Source organism: Microbulbifer variabilis ATCC 700307 (assembly GCF_000380565.1).
Lineage (GTDB): Bacteria > Pseudomonadota > Gammaproteobacteria > Pseudomonadales > Cellvibrionaceae > Microbulbifer > Microbulbifer variabilis.
Window position 1 is genome coordinate 453,594 of record NZ_AQYJ01000026.1, and the last position, 15,256, is coordinate 468,849.

Below are 15,256 nucleotides of genomic sequence, written 5' to 3' on the forward strand. Positions count from 1 at the left end.
TACTATTTTCAATAAAAAAGCCCGCTAATGGCGGGCTTTTTTATTGGGGCTTACCTGGACTTGTTGCGGCGCTGCGCCGGCACCGGCGACTTGCGTAGCTTTCGGCGCTGGCGCTCAAGAGTCTGTTTTTCTCCCTGTGTGAGCGGTCTCTGACCAAGTTTTGGCAGACCCGCAGTAACACACAGATCATCAATTTCGCGGGGCTCCATCTCAATCCACTGGCCCACACGCACATGGGAGGGGATAAATACACTACCGTAGCGAACTCTCTTGAGGCGGCTCACTCGCACACCCTGAGATTCCCACAAACGCCGCACTTCACGGTTGCGCCCCTCCATTACCACGCAATAGAACCAGCGGTTCCTACCCTCACCGCCGCTCTCGACGATATCAGTAAAGCGCGCAGAGCCATCATCCAGCAATACCCCTTTGACCAAGCGCCTTTTCATCTCATCGTCCACTTCGCCCTGGATTCGTACCAGGTATTCGCGATCGATCACCGAGGAGGGATGCATCAATTTGTTGGCCAGCTCACCACTGTTGGTAAACAATAGGAGTCCACTGGTATTAAAATCCAGGCGCCCCACAGAAATCCAACGGCCCGTCTTCAACCTTGGTAATCGATCGTAAACTGTCGGGCGCCCTTCGGGATCGTGGCGTGAGCAAATCTCACCGACCGGCTTGTTGTACAGAATGACGCGGCAGCGATTCTCCTCGGTCGATGGCAGTCGCTGACCATCAAATTCAATGCGGTCCTGGTCGGTAACCCGCTCACCCAGCTCCGCCACTTTTCCATTGATTGTCACGCGGCCAGCATCGATCGCGCGCTCCATCTCTCGCCGTGAACCAAGGCCACTGCGTGCCAATACTTTCTGCAATTTTTCGCCTGCTGGCGAGGTGCCATCACTCATGGGGTGGTGTTTTCCACTTGCACTACATCCTGGGAATCATCATCGACATCAGCATTCCCTTCGGCCCTATCTTCCAGTCCGACTTCGCTCGCTGTGTCGTTATCACCAAACAGGCTACTAGGCGGCAGGGTCGCCGCTATCGGGGCTGTGCTATGCGCCTCCGCTACCAGTTCAGTCTCTCTATTATCGTCTTGGGGGGCGGCTTCAGTATCACCTGTGTCAACGGCACCCAAATTCTCTAATACCGTTTCTTCCTGCTCCCGCTCAATCTCCATCGCAACCAGCGATGCCGCAGCCTCAACCGCATCATCCCGATCGCCCTCATCTAATTTCTCATCAATTTTCTCTCGCTCCACTGGCGACACAGGCTCAACTTCTTCAGCAGGCTGGTCTTCTGACTGCGCTACAATTTCCTCTACCAGCACTTCAACCCGCACATCTCCATCAATATCATCAGGCTCTTTATCAATATCGCCCACTGACTCTTCAGCCGCAATATCAACAACTTCTTCTTCAGAACCCTCCTGGACCTCCGACTCTCCACTTTCTGCAGAAACCTCACCGCTGATTTGCGACACCTCAATATCTGCACTATCAGTCTCTGCCGCAGTAATCTCTTCTGGGGACAACCCCTCTGCTTCAAGGATCTTGTTGAGACTCTCTATATCGCGAATCTCAGCCAGGGTTGGCAAATTATCCAGGGAGCTTAGATTAAAGTAATCCAGAAATTCCCGCGTGGTCGCATACAGCGATGGTTTGCCAGGCACATCACGATGGCCAACCACTTTGACCCAACCGCGCTCAAGCAGGGTTTTAACAATCTGCGAACTCACCGCTACACCGCGAATCTCCTCGATATCTCCGCGGGTTACCGGTTGGCGATAGGCGATGATTGCCAGGGTTTCCAAAGTTGCGCGGGAATACCTCTGCGCTTTTTCCTCCCAAAGGCGGTTTACCCAGGGCGCCAAATCTTCAGGCACCTGGAAACGCCAGCCCGTGGCCACCTTCCTGAGTTCAAAGCCGCGCCCAATACAATCCTGCGCTATCTCCTCAAGGATATCTCTCAAGGTTGTATTGGAGGGCTGCTCCTCTTCTTCAAGCAGCGACAATAACTTTTCTTCACTCAGAGGCTGCCCTGCCGCAAGCAGGGCGCCCTCTACAATTCTGCGCAGTAATTCCGGAGCGATTGTCATCTTCTATTTTCTAACTCTGATGCTTTCTCGGCAATTCATCCGGCACGTCCCACTTTTACGCACCAGCTAACTCTTCGCTTGGCTGCCCATTCTGCTCTACTACCGACTGCTCATCCTCAGCAACCAGTGTGTCATTACCCTCCAGCTCACTCTCAATTGGCAGTAATTCACCACTTGGTGCTTCAGCTGGCTGAGCATCGTCGTCTCCTTCCAAGCTACTTTCAGGACCCGAGAGGTACTCGTCATGACTATCAACACTTCCGGAGCCACTCTGCCCGGCTGCCCGTACATGGATCGGGCCGAAGGCCTCGTTTTGTACCAGTTCCGCCAGGGACTCTTTCACCAACTCCATCACCGCAAGGAAAGTAACCACCACACCAAGGCGCCCCTCCTTCACGGTAAACAGGCTCACAAAAGGCACAAATTGGCCGTGGCGAATCTGATCCAGTACCTGGGTCATACGTTCACGGGTAGAGAGCTTCTCCCGTTCGACCTGGTGGCTCTCAAACATATCCGCACGACGCAATACATCTGCCAGAGCAACCAATACCTCTTTGAGATCCACATCCGGGTCGGGTCGGGTGATACTGCGATCGGGGCCTTCAGCGCTGGCTTGGTGAATATCTCGCCCCATACGTGGAATCTCGTCGAGATCCTCCGCAGCAGTCTTAAAACGCTCATATTCCTGCAAGCGGCGGATCAATGCGGCCCGAGGGTCTTCACCCTCCTCTTCCTCAGCTTCCGGCGGGCGCGGCAGTAACATTCTCGACTTGATCTCTGCGAGCATGGCTGCCATCACCAGGTACTCGGCTGCAAGCTCAAAACGTATCGACGTCATCATTTCCACGTAGGCCATATACTGGCGGGTGATGTCTGATACATTAATTTCAAGAATATCCAGGTTCTGGCGACGAATCAGGTATAGAAGCAGATCCAGGGGCCCCTCAAAGGCCTCCAAAATCACTTCCAAAGCATCTGGCGGAATAAACAGGTCTGGTGGCAGGTCAGTAAAAGCCTCGCCTAATACCAGTGCCACAGGCGCATCTTCCGAATGACCTGGCGTATCTACACTCTCAGGGGGAGCTTCGGTAGAGTCGCCTTCACTCGCCGCGACCTCGGCAAGCACCTGCCCCTCCACCTCGGCTAGTAATTCTTCACTGGACACCCTGCCCCACCCTCGAAAGCGCAAACGCGCGATTATACACTAGCGTGACACTATTCAGCCCAGAATTTCATCAGCCGTTCCGCAACCCTGGCGAATCAGCTCCGGCTCTTCGCCGGTAAGGTCTACAACAGTGGTTGGCTCCATACCACAGAACCCCCCATCAATCACCAGCTCGACCTGATGCTCAAGGGTATCGCGAATATCGTAGGGGTCGGTCAGGGGCTGCTCATCACCTGGCATGATCAGGCTGCAACTCATCAGGGGCTCACCCACTGTTTCAATCAGGGCGAGAGTTATTGCATTGTCGGGTACACGGATACCAATAGTCTTACGCTTCGGGTGAATAAGACGACGTGGCACTTCTGCGGTAGCCGGCATAATAAATGTATAGGGGCCAGGTGTATGATTCTTGAGTAGGCGGAACATCTGATTATCTACCTTGGCATAGGTAGCCAGCTCCGATAGATCCCGACACATTAGAGTGAAATTATGCTGTTTATCCAGCTGTCTCAATGCGCGAATGCGCTCAACGGCCAACTTTTCTCCAAGACGGCAGCCAATGGCATAGGCAGAATCTGTGGGGTAGACGATAACCCCTCCTGCATTCACGATATCAGCAGCCTGAGAAATCAGGCGCCCTTGAGGATTATCCGGATGAATCTGAAAAAACTGCGCCACAAAAGCCCCCCAAGCCTTTAATGAATTGAAACCTCTTTGCGGACCTTGACTGACCCGCAAGGGATCTCGGTTCGACAGCATCTACAAAACATACGTAAAAAGTACGCTTGGCTAGGCTGTCATGGCATGACCGGGTCGATCCCGGTGCAGAGTGTGCCACAGATTCCATACCGGCTCGACGTCTTCTGGTAGACGCACGCAACCCAATTCCCGCCAGGGCTGGTCTGGCTGGTGAAAATCACTTCCCAGGGAACAGCGCAATTGCGGACCGTTAAGTTCAGTTGTGACCGAAGACATTAGACTCCGCAATTCCTTAGTCTGGGTAGGATTTTGGCGGCCGCACAGCAACTCTATCGCATCGCCCCCGCAGCGCGAAAACTCGCCAAGTAACCGGACCAACTGGGTGCGGGTAAACCCATACTTAAGTGGGTGTGCCAATACAGCACTGCCACCAGCCGCATGAATTGTCTCTATGGACTCCACCATTTGGGGCCACTCGACCTTCACATCACCTACCTTACCTGCGCCTAAATAACGCTTAAAAGCCCGCGCTGTATCCTCTACATGACCCGCTTCTACTAACCATCGGGCAAAATGCGGTCTGCCCAATACAGATTCCCCTGCAACAGCACGCCCACCCTCTAGAGCACCGATGAAGCCGCGCTTGTGCAGTCGCTCAGCAATACGCTCGGCACGCTCCAGGCGAAGCCCTTCGCGCAAGCTTATGGCATTACGCAGCTCCTGCGACGTCAGATCAACATTGAGACCAACAATGTGAATCGAGCGACGCCCCCAAAGGCTGGAGAATTCAATTCCAGCCAGCACAGTGATGCCCAATTGGTCACCAGCCTCCTGTGCCTGTGCTACTCCATCCACCGTATCGTGGTCCGTGAGTGCCATCAGTGTCACACCTTGGCATTTCGCCCTCGACACCAGCTGTGCAGGACTTAAAATACCGTCAGAAGCGGTACTGTGACAGTGCAGATCGACAAGATCGGTATTCAGATCAGCAGACAGGGCTCTCAATAGTGGGCTCTCACTCAGTTTGGCGACAGTGATCGTCGCAGTATCCATTATTTTGGAACAATTACCCGGCAATGCTGTCACAGCGGCACCCGGCGTTTTCAGGGATAAGGCCCGGACCAATGGTCAGCCTAGGTGACCTCGGGGCCGGAGTCTGACAGCAGTATTGTCAGTGGGGAAGAAATTGTTTTGGAGGGACTATAGAGATATCGCCTCCAGACTGATTTCCTGCGGGCATTATCACCGGAATAGAGTATGACCGAAACGAATTCGACCACAACATCTCCCGAGAAACCTAAAAAGGAAGGGTTTCTCAGCAATATCACCTTCAATGTCATCATTCCGACATTGATACTGACCAAACTTTCCGGGGATGACTGGTTGGGCCCAACTTGGGCGTTAATCGTGGCCCTGGCCTTCCCGCTGGGATACGGTCTTCGCGACCTGCTGCGCCTGGGCAAGGTCAACTTCTTCTCGGCCCTCGGGTTTATAGGCATCCTTCTCACCGGCGGTATCAGCTTGCTAAAGCTGGACCCGCAATACATTGCGATCAAGGAAGCCGCGATCCCCGGCCTGCTGGGCGTTGCAACGGCTCTATCCGTTTATACCCGCTGGCCCCTGGTCAAAACTCTCCTCTACAACGATCAAATTCTGAATACGGCAAAAATTGCCCAGTCATTACAGGCAAATGGCAACCAGCCGGCCTTTGAGCGCACTTTGCGCCAGACTTCATGGATTGTTGCCGGGTCATTCTTTTTCTCCTCGGCGCTGAACTACATTCTCGCCAAAATGATCGTCACCAGCCCACCCGGCACCGAAGCCTACAACACCGAGCTGGGTGAAATGACGGCATATGGATATCTGGTTATTGCAATCCCATCAACCCTGATCTTAATGGGTGCCCTCTTTTTCCTTTTCTCCCGCATCGGCAAGCTGACCGGGTTGAAACTGGAAGAAGTGATGGTCGCGCAATAGCACTTTAAAGAACTAACAAGAGCATTAAATACAATGTGGTACGCAATCATCAGTGAAGATGTTAGCGATAGTCTCCCTTTGCGCAAAAAAGCGCGCGCTGATCACCTGGCTAGACTCGGCCGTCTGAAAGATGAAGGCCGCCTGCTCGCCGCCGGCCCCCATCCATCCATAGACAGTGAAGAGCCAGGTGAATCAGGCTTCAGTGGCAGCCTCGTTATTGCAGAGTTTCCCTCGCTGGAGGATGCAAAAGCCTGGGCTGACAGAGACCCCTATATCGAAGCAGGGGTCTACGCATCAATAACCGTCAAACCCTTCAAGTTAGTGCTGCCCTGATAACAACATAAAAATAGAAGCTGTATGACCATGAGAAAACTAATGTCGGGCCTGCTTGCTGCGGCACTATTAAATGTGGTTCCAGCCTTAGTAAGCGCTGAAACCCGCTATATCACCGACCAACTTCACGTACCCATGCGTTCCGGCAAGGGTAACGGGTTTCGCATTCTCCACCGGGGGCTGCCAAGTGGCACCGAGCTTACGGTCCTGGAGGACGCTGCATCTGAAGGCTGGACACGAGTGCGGACACCGGGCGGCACTGAAGGCTGGGTCAGGCGCCAATACCTGGTATCCGAACCGGTAGCAAAGCTCAAACTGGCCAGTGCCGAAGCCAACCTGGCCCGCTTTGAAAAGATGGAGGGAAATCTCGGTGGCGAGGTCCGCCGCCTGGAAGAGGAGAACAGCCAGTTGAATAGTTCCCTGAGCGCGGCCCAGCAACAGACACAAGACCTTACTACTGAACTCAAAGCACTCAAGACCCTGTCCTCGGACGCTATATCCCTCAATGAGCGTCACCAGAAACTTCTGCACCAGCACGAGCTACTCAAGCAGGAAAAAATTATGGCAGAGGCCGAGATCCAACGTCTTTCCGGCAGTGAATCCCAGAGATGGTATTTGTTTGGTGCCTTATCTGTGGCAGTCGGTGCCATACTCGCAATGATTGCCCCCCGCGTTCGCCCCCGCAAACGCCACTCCGAGTGGGCCAACTGATCTCACTTCCGGGCAAAGAAATCGCATACTATTAAGAGCTGGGGTTGCGGCATTTGCCGCCCCCCGCAGCCCTTCATCCAGCATTGGACCGGGCGCGCTGTTAAATCAGATCCCTAAAACAACCCCAAAAGGACAAGGATGATGCGTAAACTTTTTGTGTGTTTTCTCTGTGCTCTCTTTGCGCTTCCCGCACTGGCCAAAAATCCCCAGGTTGAACTGAAAACTGACCTGGGCGTAATCCGGGTTGAGCTGTTCGCTAAAGAGGCTCCGGCCACAGTGGAGAATTTTCTCGCCTATACCGATAGCGGGTTTTATAACGGGATTATCTTTCATCGGGTCGTGCCCGGTTTTGTAGTACAGGCTGGCGGCTTCACTTTTGATTTCCAAAGGAAAGAAACCCGCGACGCAATTGTCAACGAATCCACCAATGGCTTACAGAATCTGCGTGGCACCCTGTCGATGGCGAGGACTAACGATCCAGATAGTGCAACCTCACAATTTTTTATCAACCTGGTGGACAACACCAGGCTCGATGCAAAAGAAGACCAGGCGGGCTATGCCGTATTTGGCAAGGTGATCGAAGGCATGGATGTAGTAGAAAAAATTGTGCGGGAGCCTCGTGGCCTATATCGAAAGCACCCGAGTGCACCCAACGTGCCTATCCGTATCCTCGACGCAAAAAGAATCGATGTCGGCGATAAAACTATCGCCAACAACACTAAGGGAGAATAAGCAGTGATAGCTCTCAGCGTAAATCTCAACAAAATTGCCCTCATCCGCAATTCCCGCGAGGGCAACTTTCCCGACGTTGTCGCCCACGGCAGGATCTGCCTAGATGCTGGCGCACAGGGAATTACTGTGCATCCGCGTCCGGATCAGCGCCATATCCGCCCTGGCGATGTACGCGAACTTGCAACTCTGTGCAGGGAACGACAGGGCATAGAGTTCAATGTTGAGGGCAACCCCTTCGCTACACATTTAGCGGACTATCCAGGCCTGGTGGAATTGGCACTGGAAACCAAGCCCGATCAGTGCACCCTGGTACCAGACAGCAATGACCAACTGACTTCAGACCACGGTTTCAATCTCAAGCTCGACGGCCCGCGCCTAGTGCCACAGATTGCGAAATTGAAGGGGGCGGGAATCCGCGTCAGTTTGTTTATGGACCCTGACCTGGAACAGATCAGCCTGGCCAGAGATATTGGCGCTGATCGTATTGAGCTTTATACCGGTCCTTACGCGGAAGCTGTTGCCAAACAGAGCCCGGATTTGGATAGCATTTTTGCCACCCACTGCGCCGCTGCCGAACACGCACGTCAGCTGGGCCTCGGTGTTAATGCAGGCCACGACCTCAATCTCGTTAACTTGCACCGCTATCGTACCCTGCCGGGGCTACAGGAAGTCTCCATCGGCCACGCTCTCACGGTGGATGCCATAAGTATGGGGCTTGAGAATGCCGTAAAAGCCTACCTCGATTGCCTCGCCGGAAACTGATGCAGACACTTAACATTATTGGTGCTGGCCGCCTGGGGAAAACCCTCGGGCGCCTGTGGCAGCAAAAAGGACTGTTCCAACTTAAGTCCATCTTCAATCGCAGCTACGACAGTGCACTGGCAGCGGTTGAATTTATCGGTGCAGGCCAGGCTGCCGAGTCTATAGAATCCATGGCCGAAGCCGACTGCTGGCTGATTTCCTGCTCTGACGGTGACATTGCTGTGATTGCCCAGCGCCTCTCCGATAAACTTGCAGAGCGCAACGACGTTATCGCATTTCATTGCAGCGGAGCACTCAGCTCGCAGGTTCTCGAAGTTCTGCGCCCCGCCTCTATCGCCAGTGCCCATCCGGTTCACAGTTTCGCCGAGCCCCTGCACTCCCTGGATACCCTCCCCGGCAGCAGTGTCGCACTGGAGGGAGACAGTCTTGCTGTCAGTGCTCTGGAAAATGCTTTCACCGCCCTCGGTTGCGAAATCCTTACCATTGAGGCTCAACACAAGTCCCTGTATCACGCTGGTTCAGTAATTGCCTGCAACTATCTCACCGCTCTGATTGACCTGAGTCTACGCAGCTTTGCCGCGGCGGGTATCGAGCGCAACAGCGCCCTCAAACTGCTTGAACCTATTGTCCTGCAGACCGCACAGAACAATATGTCCCTGGGCCCCGAAAAGTCCCTCACAGGTCCTATTGCCCGAGGTGACCTGGAGACAGTTGCCACTCAAGTGGAGAATCTTGCCTCTGTGGACCCACAATTGGCACTTCACTATCGCCAACTGGGACTCGCCTGTGTAGAGTTGGCGCGGCGCGGCCAGCTATCGGATGAGAGCGCGGCCAGTTTGATCGAATTATTGAGTGAGCCAATGCGGTGAAAGACTCCTCTGAGTACCTGAAAAAAAGAGCCTTCTACGACAGTCTTCTAACCATTTATGGGCGCAAGCCGGTTCTCGAAGCCCTGGAAGATCCCAGCCTACCGGTGCATAAACTACACCTGGCAAGCAGCAACCGGCGCGATCAACTAATCAGTCGTATGGAGGCGCTGGCCGAGGAGCGCCAGGTGGAAATTGTCCATTGGGACCGCAAGGGACTCTCACGAATCTCGAAGAATTCTCGCCAGGACCAGGGAGTGGCACTTGACCTGGCCCTCCCCCACTACAGCACCTGCGAAGGATTTCTTCAGCAGCGTCAAGGCGACAACAATAAAAAGCCCTACGAGCTGTTGGCACTCGATGGTATTACCAATCCACAGAACCTGGGCATGATTATTCGTTCCGCCTGTGCAGGCGGCATAGATGGCATAATCCTACCGCGCAAAGGCTGCGCACAGATTGACCCACTGGTGATCAAGGCCAGTACTGGCACCCTGTTTAAAACTCGCATTTTGCGCTGTGAAACACTGGCGAACACACTGGGAGAATTCCGCAAGGCGGGAGCCCGTGTCTGCGGCCTCTCCTCTCACGCGCAATTGACCCTGGCAGAGGTTACAGGTGAAGTCCCCACCATTTTTGTTCTCGGCAATGAAACACGCGGTGTCAGCGAGGCCGTATCGAAACAGTGTAATGAATTACTCCGCATCCCCATGCACAATGATGTCGAAAGCCTGAATGTAGCGGTTACCGCCGCCCTAATTAGCTTCCGCCACCAACTCTGAAGCTTCCCCGGGGGTTAAACAACTCCCGCTAAACTCTTTAACCCCCAATAAGCTCCCGCATTTGGGCACCTCTCCACGACAGCAGCTGCACTTTATCCACTAGCTACCTCTACTCACAGATTCTGTGGATATCTCTGTGATTAACTCTCAAGCGATCGGCGCAAAGGCCCATGGTTACGTCATTGTGACAATCTGAAGAAAAAATAACCAAAGCTGGAAACGTTCAAAAAATCAACGAGTTACGAATGAAAGTAAATCCTGCTTAAAAGATCCCCTAAGTAAATGACCGAAATAACAGGAAGAGACACGGCTGTGGAAAGTGGCACGCTTGGCGGGAAAAAAGTGGTGCAGGGGTGCCAAACACCCCTGCAAGCGGCGGGGAAGTAATTACTTATTTTATTCCCATTCAATAGTCGCTGGCGGCTTACTGGACACGTCGTAGGCTACGCGCGAGATATGCTCTATCTCATTGATAATGCGATTGGAAACCTTCTCAATCAGTTCGTAGGGCAAATGCGCCCAGCGCGCGGTCATAAAGTCCACGGTTTCCACTGCGCGAAGTGCCACCACATATTCGTAGCGACGACCATCCCCCACGACACCGACAGACTTCACCGGCAGGAATACCACAAACGCCTGGCTGGTTTTATGGTACCAATCGGCCTTGTGTAGCTCCTCGATAAAGATCGCATCTGCTTCGCGCAGGATATCAGCGTACTCCCTTTTTACTTCGCCAAGAATACGTACTCCCAAACCCGGTCCCGGGAAGGGATGGCGGTAGACCATATCGTAGGGCAGACCCAGCTCCAGGCCGATTTTGCGCACCTCATCCTTAAACAATTCGCGCAGAGGTTCTACCAGATCAAACTGCATATCTTCCGGCAGGCCACCCACATTGTGATGAGACTTAATCACATGGGCTTTGCCCGTTTTGGCCGCGGCGGATTCAATCACATCCGGATAAATAGTACCCTGCGCCAGGAACTTCACATCCTGCAATTTGGAAGCTTCTCGATCGAAAATCTCGATAAAGGTATTACCGATAATTTTGCGCTTGGCTTCAGGCTCATCCACACCTGCCAGACGTGAGAGGAAGTCCTCTTCCGCATCGGCGCGAACAACCCGTACGCCCATATTGTCGGCGAACATTTGCATCACCTGATCGCCCTCATTTTTGCGCAACAGGCCATTGTCCACAAAAACACAGGTCAGCTGATCACCAATCGCCTTGTGCAGCAGTGCCGCCACAACAGAACTGTCGACACCCCCTGAAAGACCCAGCAATACCTTGCCATCGCCCACTTGTTCTCGCACTTTGGCGATGGAGTCCTCGATAATATTGGCCGGAGTCCAGAGCTTTTCACAACCGCAGATGTCGATAACAAAGTGTTCATAGATACGCATTCCCTGAAGGGTATGGGTCACTTCCGGGTGGAACTGCACACCAAAGAAGTTCTTTTCGGCCGAGTACATGCCAGCGATGGGGCAGGAATCGGTGGAAGCCAGAAGTTCAAAGCCTTCTGGCATCTGCACGACTTTATCACCGTGGCTCATCCATACATCCAGCAGTGCCTCACCTTCATCGTTGAGATGATCTCTGATATCGCGCAGCAGATTCGAAGTGCCCTCTACTTTTACCTGGGCATAGCCAAACTCACGGACATCACTGCCCTGCACTGCGCCGCCCAGCTGGTGTGCCATGGTCTGCATGCCATAGCAAATCCCCAGTACCGGCACTCCCAAGCTGTAAACCACTTCTGGCGCGCGGGGAGAGCCCTCTTCCGGTACAGACTCGGGCCCACCGGCCAGGATAATACCTTTCGGGTTATATTCGCGGATCTCTTCTTCGCTCATGTCGAAGGCGCGAATTTCGGAAAAAACACCCAGCTCGCGCACACGGCGGGCGATCAACTGGGTGTATTGGGACCCAAAGTCGAGGATCAGAATTCGGCTGGAGTGGATATCTTGGCTCATGATTGACTCATTAACAGAATAAATAACGGCAAACGGACCTGAAAGGTCCGTTTGCGGCTTGGTACTGAAAGTTGTTCACCGGGAGGCTTAGCGTCCACCCACCGGGTAGTTGGGCGCTTCTTTGGTAATCTGTACATCATGCACATGGGACTCACCCATGCCGGCGGCAGTTACTCGCACAAATTCCGGACGGGTGCGCATGGTTTCAATATCCACACTACCGGTATAACCCATAGCTGAGCGCAGGCCGCCCAGCATCTGGTGCACTATGGCAGACAGAGGACCTTTGTAGGGGACGCGCCCTTCGATACCTTCCGGAACCAGTTTCTCTGCGCCCTTGCTGGCATCTTGGAAATAGCGATCAGAAGATCCCTGGGTGCGCGCCATAGCGCCGAGAGAGCCCATGCCCCGATAGGATTTATAAGTACGTCCTTGATACAGTTCTACCTCACCCGGCGCCTCTTCGGTACCGGCAAACATGGAGCCCATCATTACAGAGGAAGCACCAGCGACAATCGCTTTGGAAATATCACCGGAGTAGCGGATACCGCCATCGGCAATCATAGGCACGCCTGTCCCTTTAAGTGCAGTGGAAACCTCGGCAATTGCCGTTACCTGGGGCACACCGATACCAGTCACGATTCGAGTGGTGCAAATAGAACCGGGCCCAATACCTACCTTCACTGCGTCCGCACCAGCTTCAACCAATGCACGAGCGGCTTCCCCTGTCGCAATATTGCCGCCGATGACATCCACTTGGGGGTGCATTTCTTTGATACGGCGTACACGATCAATCACGTTGAGGGAGTGGCCGTGGGCAGTATCGACTACCAACACATCCACACCAGCCTCTACAAGAGCTGCCACACGGTCATCAGTATCAGGGCTTGTACCGACAGATGCGCCGACACGTAGGCGACCATCGGAGTCCTTGCAGGAATTCGGATACTGCTCGGCCTTATTAAAGTCTTTAACGGTAATCAGACCACGCAACTCAAAGTCATCGTTCACAACGAGTACTTTCTCGATGCGGTGCTTGTGCAGCAATTCGCGCACATGATCTGAAGAGGCATCTTCGTGAGCAGTTACCAGACGCTCTTTCGGAGTCATCACACTGGCGACGCTAACATCCAGATCGGTAAGAAAGCGTACATCGCGACTGGTTACGATACCAACCAGATTGCCTTTATCCATTACCGGAACACCGGAAATATTATGGTGGCTTGTCAGTGCGATCAGCTCGCGTACAGTGGCATCAGACTCAATAGTAATAGGATCTTTTACCACACCAGCTTCGAATTTTTTTACGGCTCGAACCGCAAGAGCCTGCTCTTCAATAGACATGCTCTTGTGGATAATACCAATACCACCTTCCTGAGCCAGGGCAATAGCCAGGCGTGCTTCCGTCACCGTATCCATAGCAGCGGATACAATGGGAATATTCAGGGTGATATTGCGGGAAAGCTGGGTTTTCAGGCTGACATCCTTGGCGGTAACCTCGGAAAAACCGGGCACAAGTAGGACGTCGTCAAAAGTGAGGGCTTCGCGCGCGATGCGCAGATTGGATTCAGACATTGTTGACACTCAAACCTCGAATAGGCGGGATTGGGTATCGGCGCGATTATACCTCTCAGCGCCCAAAGCGCAAATGTCAATTTGCAGAAAAGTGGTTTTCTCGAGTAAAGCCCTTTACCTGTAGGGGGGATACTGCAATATTGCTCCGCCAGTTATTCCCAGTGAGACCCAGATGCAATCCAGCTCCCCCAACCAAAAGCGCAGCGTCCTGTCTGTAAGCGAACTGAATCGCGAGGTGAAACACCTGCTGGAGAGCAACGTACCCCTATTATGGATCAGCGGGGAGATATCCAATTTTACTGTGCCCAGCTCAGGCCATTGGTATTTCAGCCTTAAAGATGCACACGCACAGGTGCGTTGTGCCATGTTCCGCGGACGTAACCGCAATGTGGCCTTTCGCCCACAGAATGGTCGCGAAGTACTGATCCGCGCACGGGTAAGCCTCTATGAAGGACGCGGGGAATTCCAGCTCATTATCGAGCATATGGAAGAGGCCGGCTTCGGTGCACTGATGCGCCAGTTGGAGCAACTCAAAGCAAAGTTGCAGGCCGAGGGATTATTCGATCCATCACGTAAGCGCAACCTGCCCTACTTGCCCACCAATATTGGCATTATTACCTCACCAACCGGTGCCGCCGTTCGCGATATGATCCATGTATTAGGTCGCCGTTACCCAGCCGCGGAAATCGAGCTATGGCCGGTAGCTGTTCAGGGACAGGGGGCGGCACAACAAATTGCCGCGGCAATTGAAAAAGCCGGTAGCAGCGGCCGCCATGAGCTGCTGATTGTGGGACGTGGAGGCGGCTCACTGGAGGACCTGTGGCCTTTTAACGAAGAAGTCGTAGCCAGGGCACTGGCTGCCTGCCCCATCCCCACAATTTCGGCAGTAGGCCACGAAACCGATACCACAATTTCAGACTTGGCCGCCGACTTGCGCGCTCCCACCCCTTCAGCCGCAGCGGAGATCGCCAGCGCAAATGCAGCGGAGTTATTTCAACGGCTCGAAAATAGCAGAGTTCGGTTATATCGAGCAATACAACACCAGATGCGCCACTTACAGCAACTGGTCATGTTGAAGCGCAACCGCCTGCGCCACCCTCGCGAGCAGTTACAGAATCGTGCCCAGCACCTGGACCACATTGAAATGCGCCTGTTTGCCGCCGGACAGCTGCAAACCCAGCAGCGTCGAGCCCAACTGGCCTCGGCCGAACGGTCACTTGTCCATTACCAACCAAAGCGTCATATTCAGGAGAAACGTGAAAAGCTGCAACAAGCAGAATCGAACCTGCAACGCGTCACTGAATTTCGTTTGAAGCACAATAACGACAAACTCAACCTACTGGCACAGTTACTTCACAATGTGAGTCCACTGGCGGTTCTACAACGGGGTTATGCTATCGCTATGGACACCAACGGCAGAGCCATTAAAGACAGCCGTACTCTGGAAGCAGACCAGGAGGTCAATATTAAACTGGCCCGCGGGAACTTTTCTGCAAGGGTGGAAAGTATTGGGGACTAAAGTCCAGAATAGAAAAGCGCCCTAGGCACGACACTATAATCGTCCTGTAGAGAGCTT

14 protein-coding genes and 1 pseudogene are annotated in these 15,256 nt (G+C 53.5%); 8 read left to right on the top strand and 7 right to left on the bottom strand.

The genetic code is table 11. The features are described from left to right. Positions 1-50 precede the first annotated feature (50 nt). The 5 genes and pseudogenes from rluB to G367_RS0112885 all read right to left on the bottom strand — a co-directional run bounded on the left by rluB (position 51) and on the right by G367_RS0112885 (position 5,021). Positions 51-911, bottom strand: a complete 861-nt coding sequence (gene rluB / locus G367_RS0112865) for a 23S rRNA pseudouridine(2605) synthase RluB (RefSeq protein ID WP_020413545.1) — start codon at positions 909-911, stop codon at positions 51-53. Then, the gene (scpB, locus tag G367_RS25695; RefSeq protein WP_020413546.1) at positions 908-2,104 is read right to left on the bottom strand and encodes an SMC-Scp complex subunit ScpB; all 1,197 of its coding nucleotides are present in this window, start codon (positions 2,102-2,104) and stop codon (positions 908-910) included. The genes rluB and scpB overlap by 4 nt, the downstream gene beginning before the upstream one ends. A gap of 271 nt (positions 2,105-2,375) precedes the next feature. Further along, a pseudogene (locus G367_RS23835) lies at positions 2,376-3,140 on the bottom strand (segregation and condensation protein A); the annotation flags it as partial. A 183-nt stretch (positions 3,141-3,323) separates the two neighbouring features. Next, entirely contained in the window at positions 3,324-3,947 is a 624-nt protein-coding gene (locus G367_RS0112880; RefSeq protein WP_020413548.1) for an L-threonylcarbamoyladenylate synthase, read from the bottom strand. Between the two features lie 111 nt (positions 3,948-4,058). Next, positions 4,059-5,021, bottom strand: a complete 963-nt coding sequence (locus tag G367_RS0112885; RefSeq protein WP_020413549.1) for a PHP domain-containing protein — start codon at positions 5,019-5,021, stop codon at positions 4,059-4,061. 204 nt (positions 5,022-5,225) lie between these two features. Between G367_RS0112885 and G367_RS0112890 the strand changes: the two genes are divergently transcribed. The 7 genes from G367_RS0112890 (at position 5,226) to rlmB (ending at position 10,131) form a co-directional block, all read left to right on the top strand. After that, positions 5,226-5,945 carry a VC0807 family protein gene (locus G367_RS0112890; protein WP_020413550.1) on the top strand — a complete coding sequence of 240 codons (720 nt, stop codon included), beginning with the start codon at positions 5,226-5,228 and terminating at the stop codon, positions 5,943-5,945. 33 nt (positions 5,946-5,978) lie between these two features. After that, positions 5,979-6,278 (top strand): YciI family protein, encoded by a 300-nt coding sequence (locus G367_RS0112895; protein ID WP_020413551.1) that lies wholly within the window; start codon positions 5,979-5,981, stop codon positions 6,276-6,278. 24 nt (positions 6,279-6,302) lie between these two features. Beyond that, entirely contained in the window at positions 6,303-6,989 is a 687-nt protein-coding gene (locus G367_RS0112900; protein ID WP_245556693.1) for a TIGR04211 family SH3 domain-containing protein, read from the top strand. Between the two features lie 141 nt (positions 6,990-7,130). After that, positions 7,131-7,721: a peptidylprolyl isomerase gene (locus G367_RS0112905; RefSeq protein WP_157533499.1), complete on the top strand. Its 591-nt coding sequence runs from the start codon at positions 7,131-7,133 to the stop codon at positions 7,719-7,721. A 3-nt stretch (positions 7,722-7,724) separates the two neighbouring features. Continuing rightward, positions 7,725-8,483, top strand: coding sequence for a pyridoxine 5'-phosphate synthase (locus G367_RS0112910; RefSeq protein WP_020413554.1), 759 nt, complete (start codon positions 7,725-7,727; stop codon positions 8,481-8,483). Continuing rightward, entirely contained in the window at positions 8,483-9,352 is an 870-nt protein-coding gene (locus tag G367_RS0112915; protein WP_020413555.1) for a Rossmann-like and DUF2520 domain-containing protein, read from the top strand. The genes G367_RS0112910 and G367_RS0112915 overlap by 1 nt, the downstream gene beginning before the upstream one ends. Beyond that, a complete protein-coding gene (gene rlmB, locus G367_RS0112920) occupies positions 9,349-10,131 on the top strand; it encodes a 23S rRNA (guanosine(2251)-2'-O)-methyltransferase RlmB (protein ID WP_020413556.1) in 783 nt (260 codons plus the stop codon). Before G367_RS0112915 ends, rlmB begins: the two co-directional genes overlap by 4 nt. A 396-nt stretch (positions 10,132-10,527) precedes the next feature. Here the strand turns inward: rlmB and guaA are convergent, their stop codons facing one another. Both guaA and guaB read right to left on the bottom strand, forming a co-directional pair. Continuing rightward, on the bottom strand, positions 10,528-12,105 hold the full coding sequence (gene guaA, locus G367_RS0112925; protein WP_020413557.1) for a glutamine-hydrolyzing GMP synthase: 1,578 nt from the start codon (positions 12,103-12,105) through the stop codon (positions 10,528-10,530). A gap of 87 nt (positions 12,106-12,192) precedes the next feature. Next, positions 12,193-13,680: an IMP dehydrogenase gene (gene guaB, locus G367_RS0112930; RefSeq protein ID WP_020413558.1), complete on the bottom strand. Its 1,488-nt coding sequence runs from the start codon at positions 13,678-13,680 to the stop codon at positions 12,193-12,195. Between the two features lie 172 nt (positions 13,681-13,852). On the opposite strand from guaB, the gene xseA reads away from it, so the two are divergent. Then, positions 13,853-15,199, top strand: coding sequence for an exodeoxyribonuclease VII large subunit (gene xseA / locus G367_RS0112935; protein WP_020413559.1), 1,347 nt, complete (start codon positions 13,853-13,855; stop codon positions 15,197-15,199). Positions 15,200-15,256 lie beyond the last annotated feature (57 nt).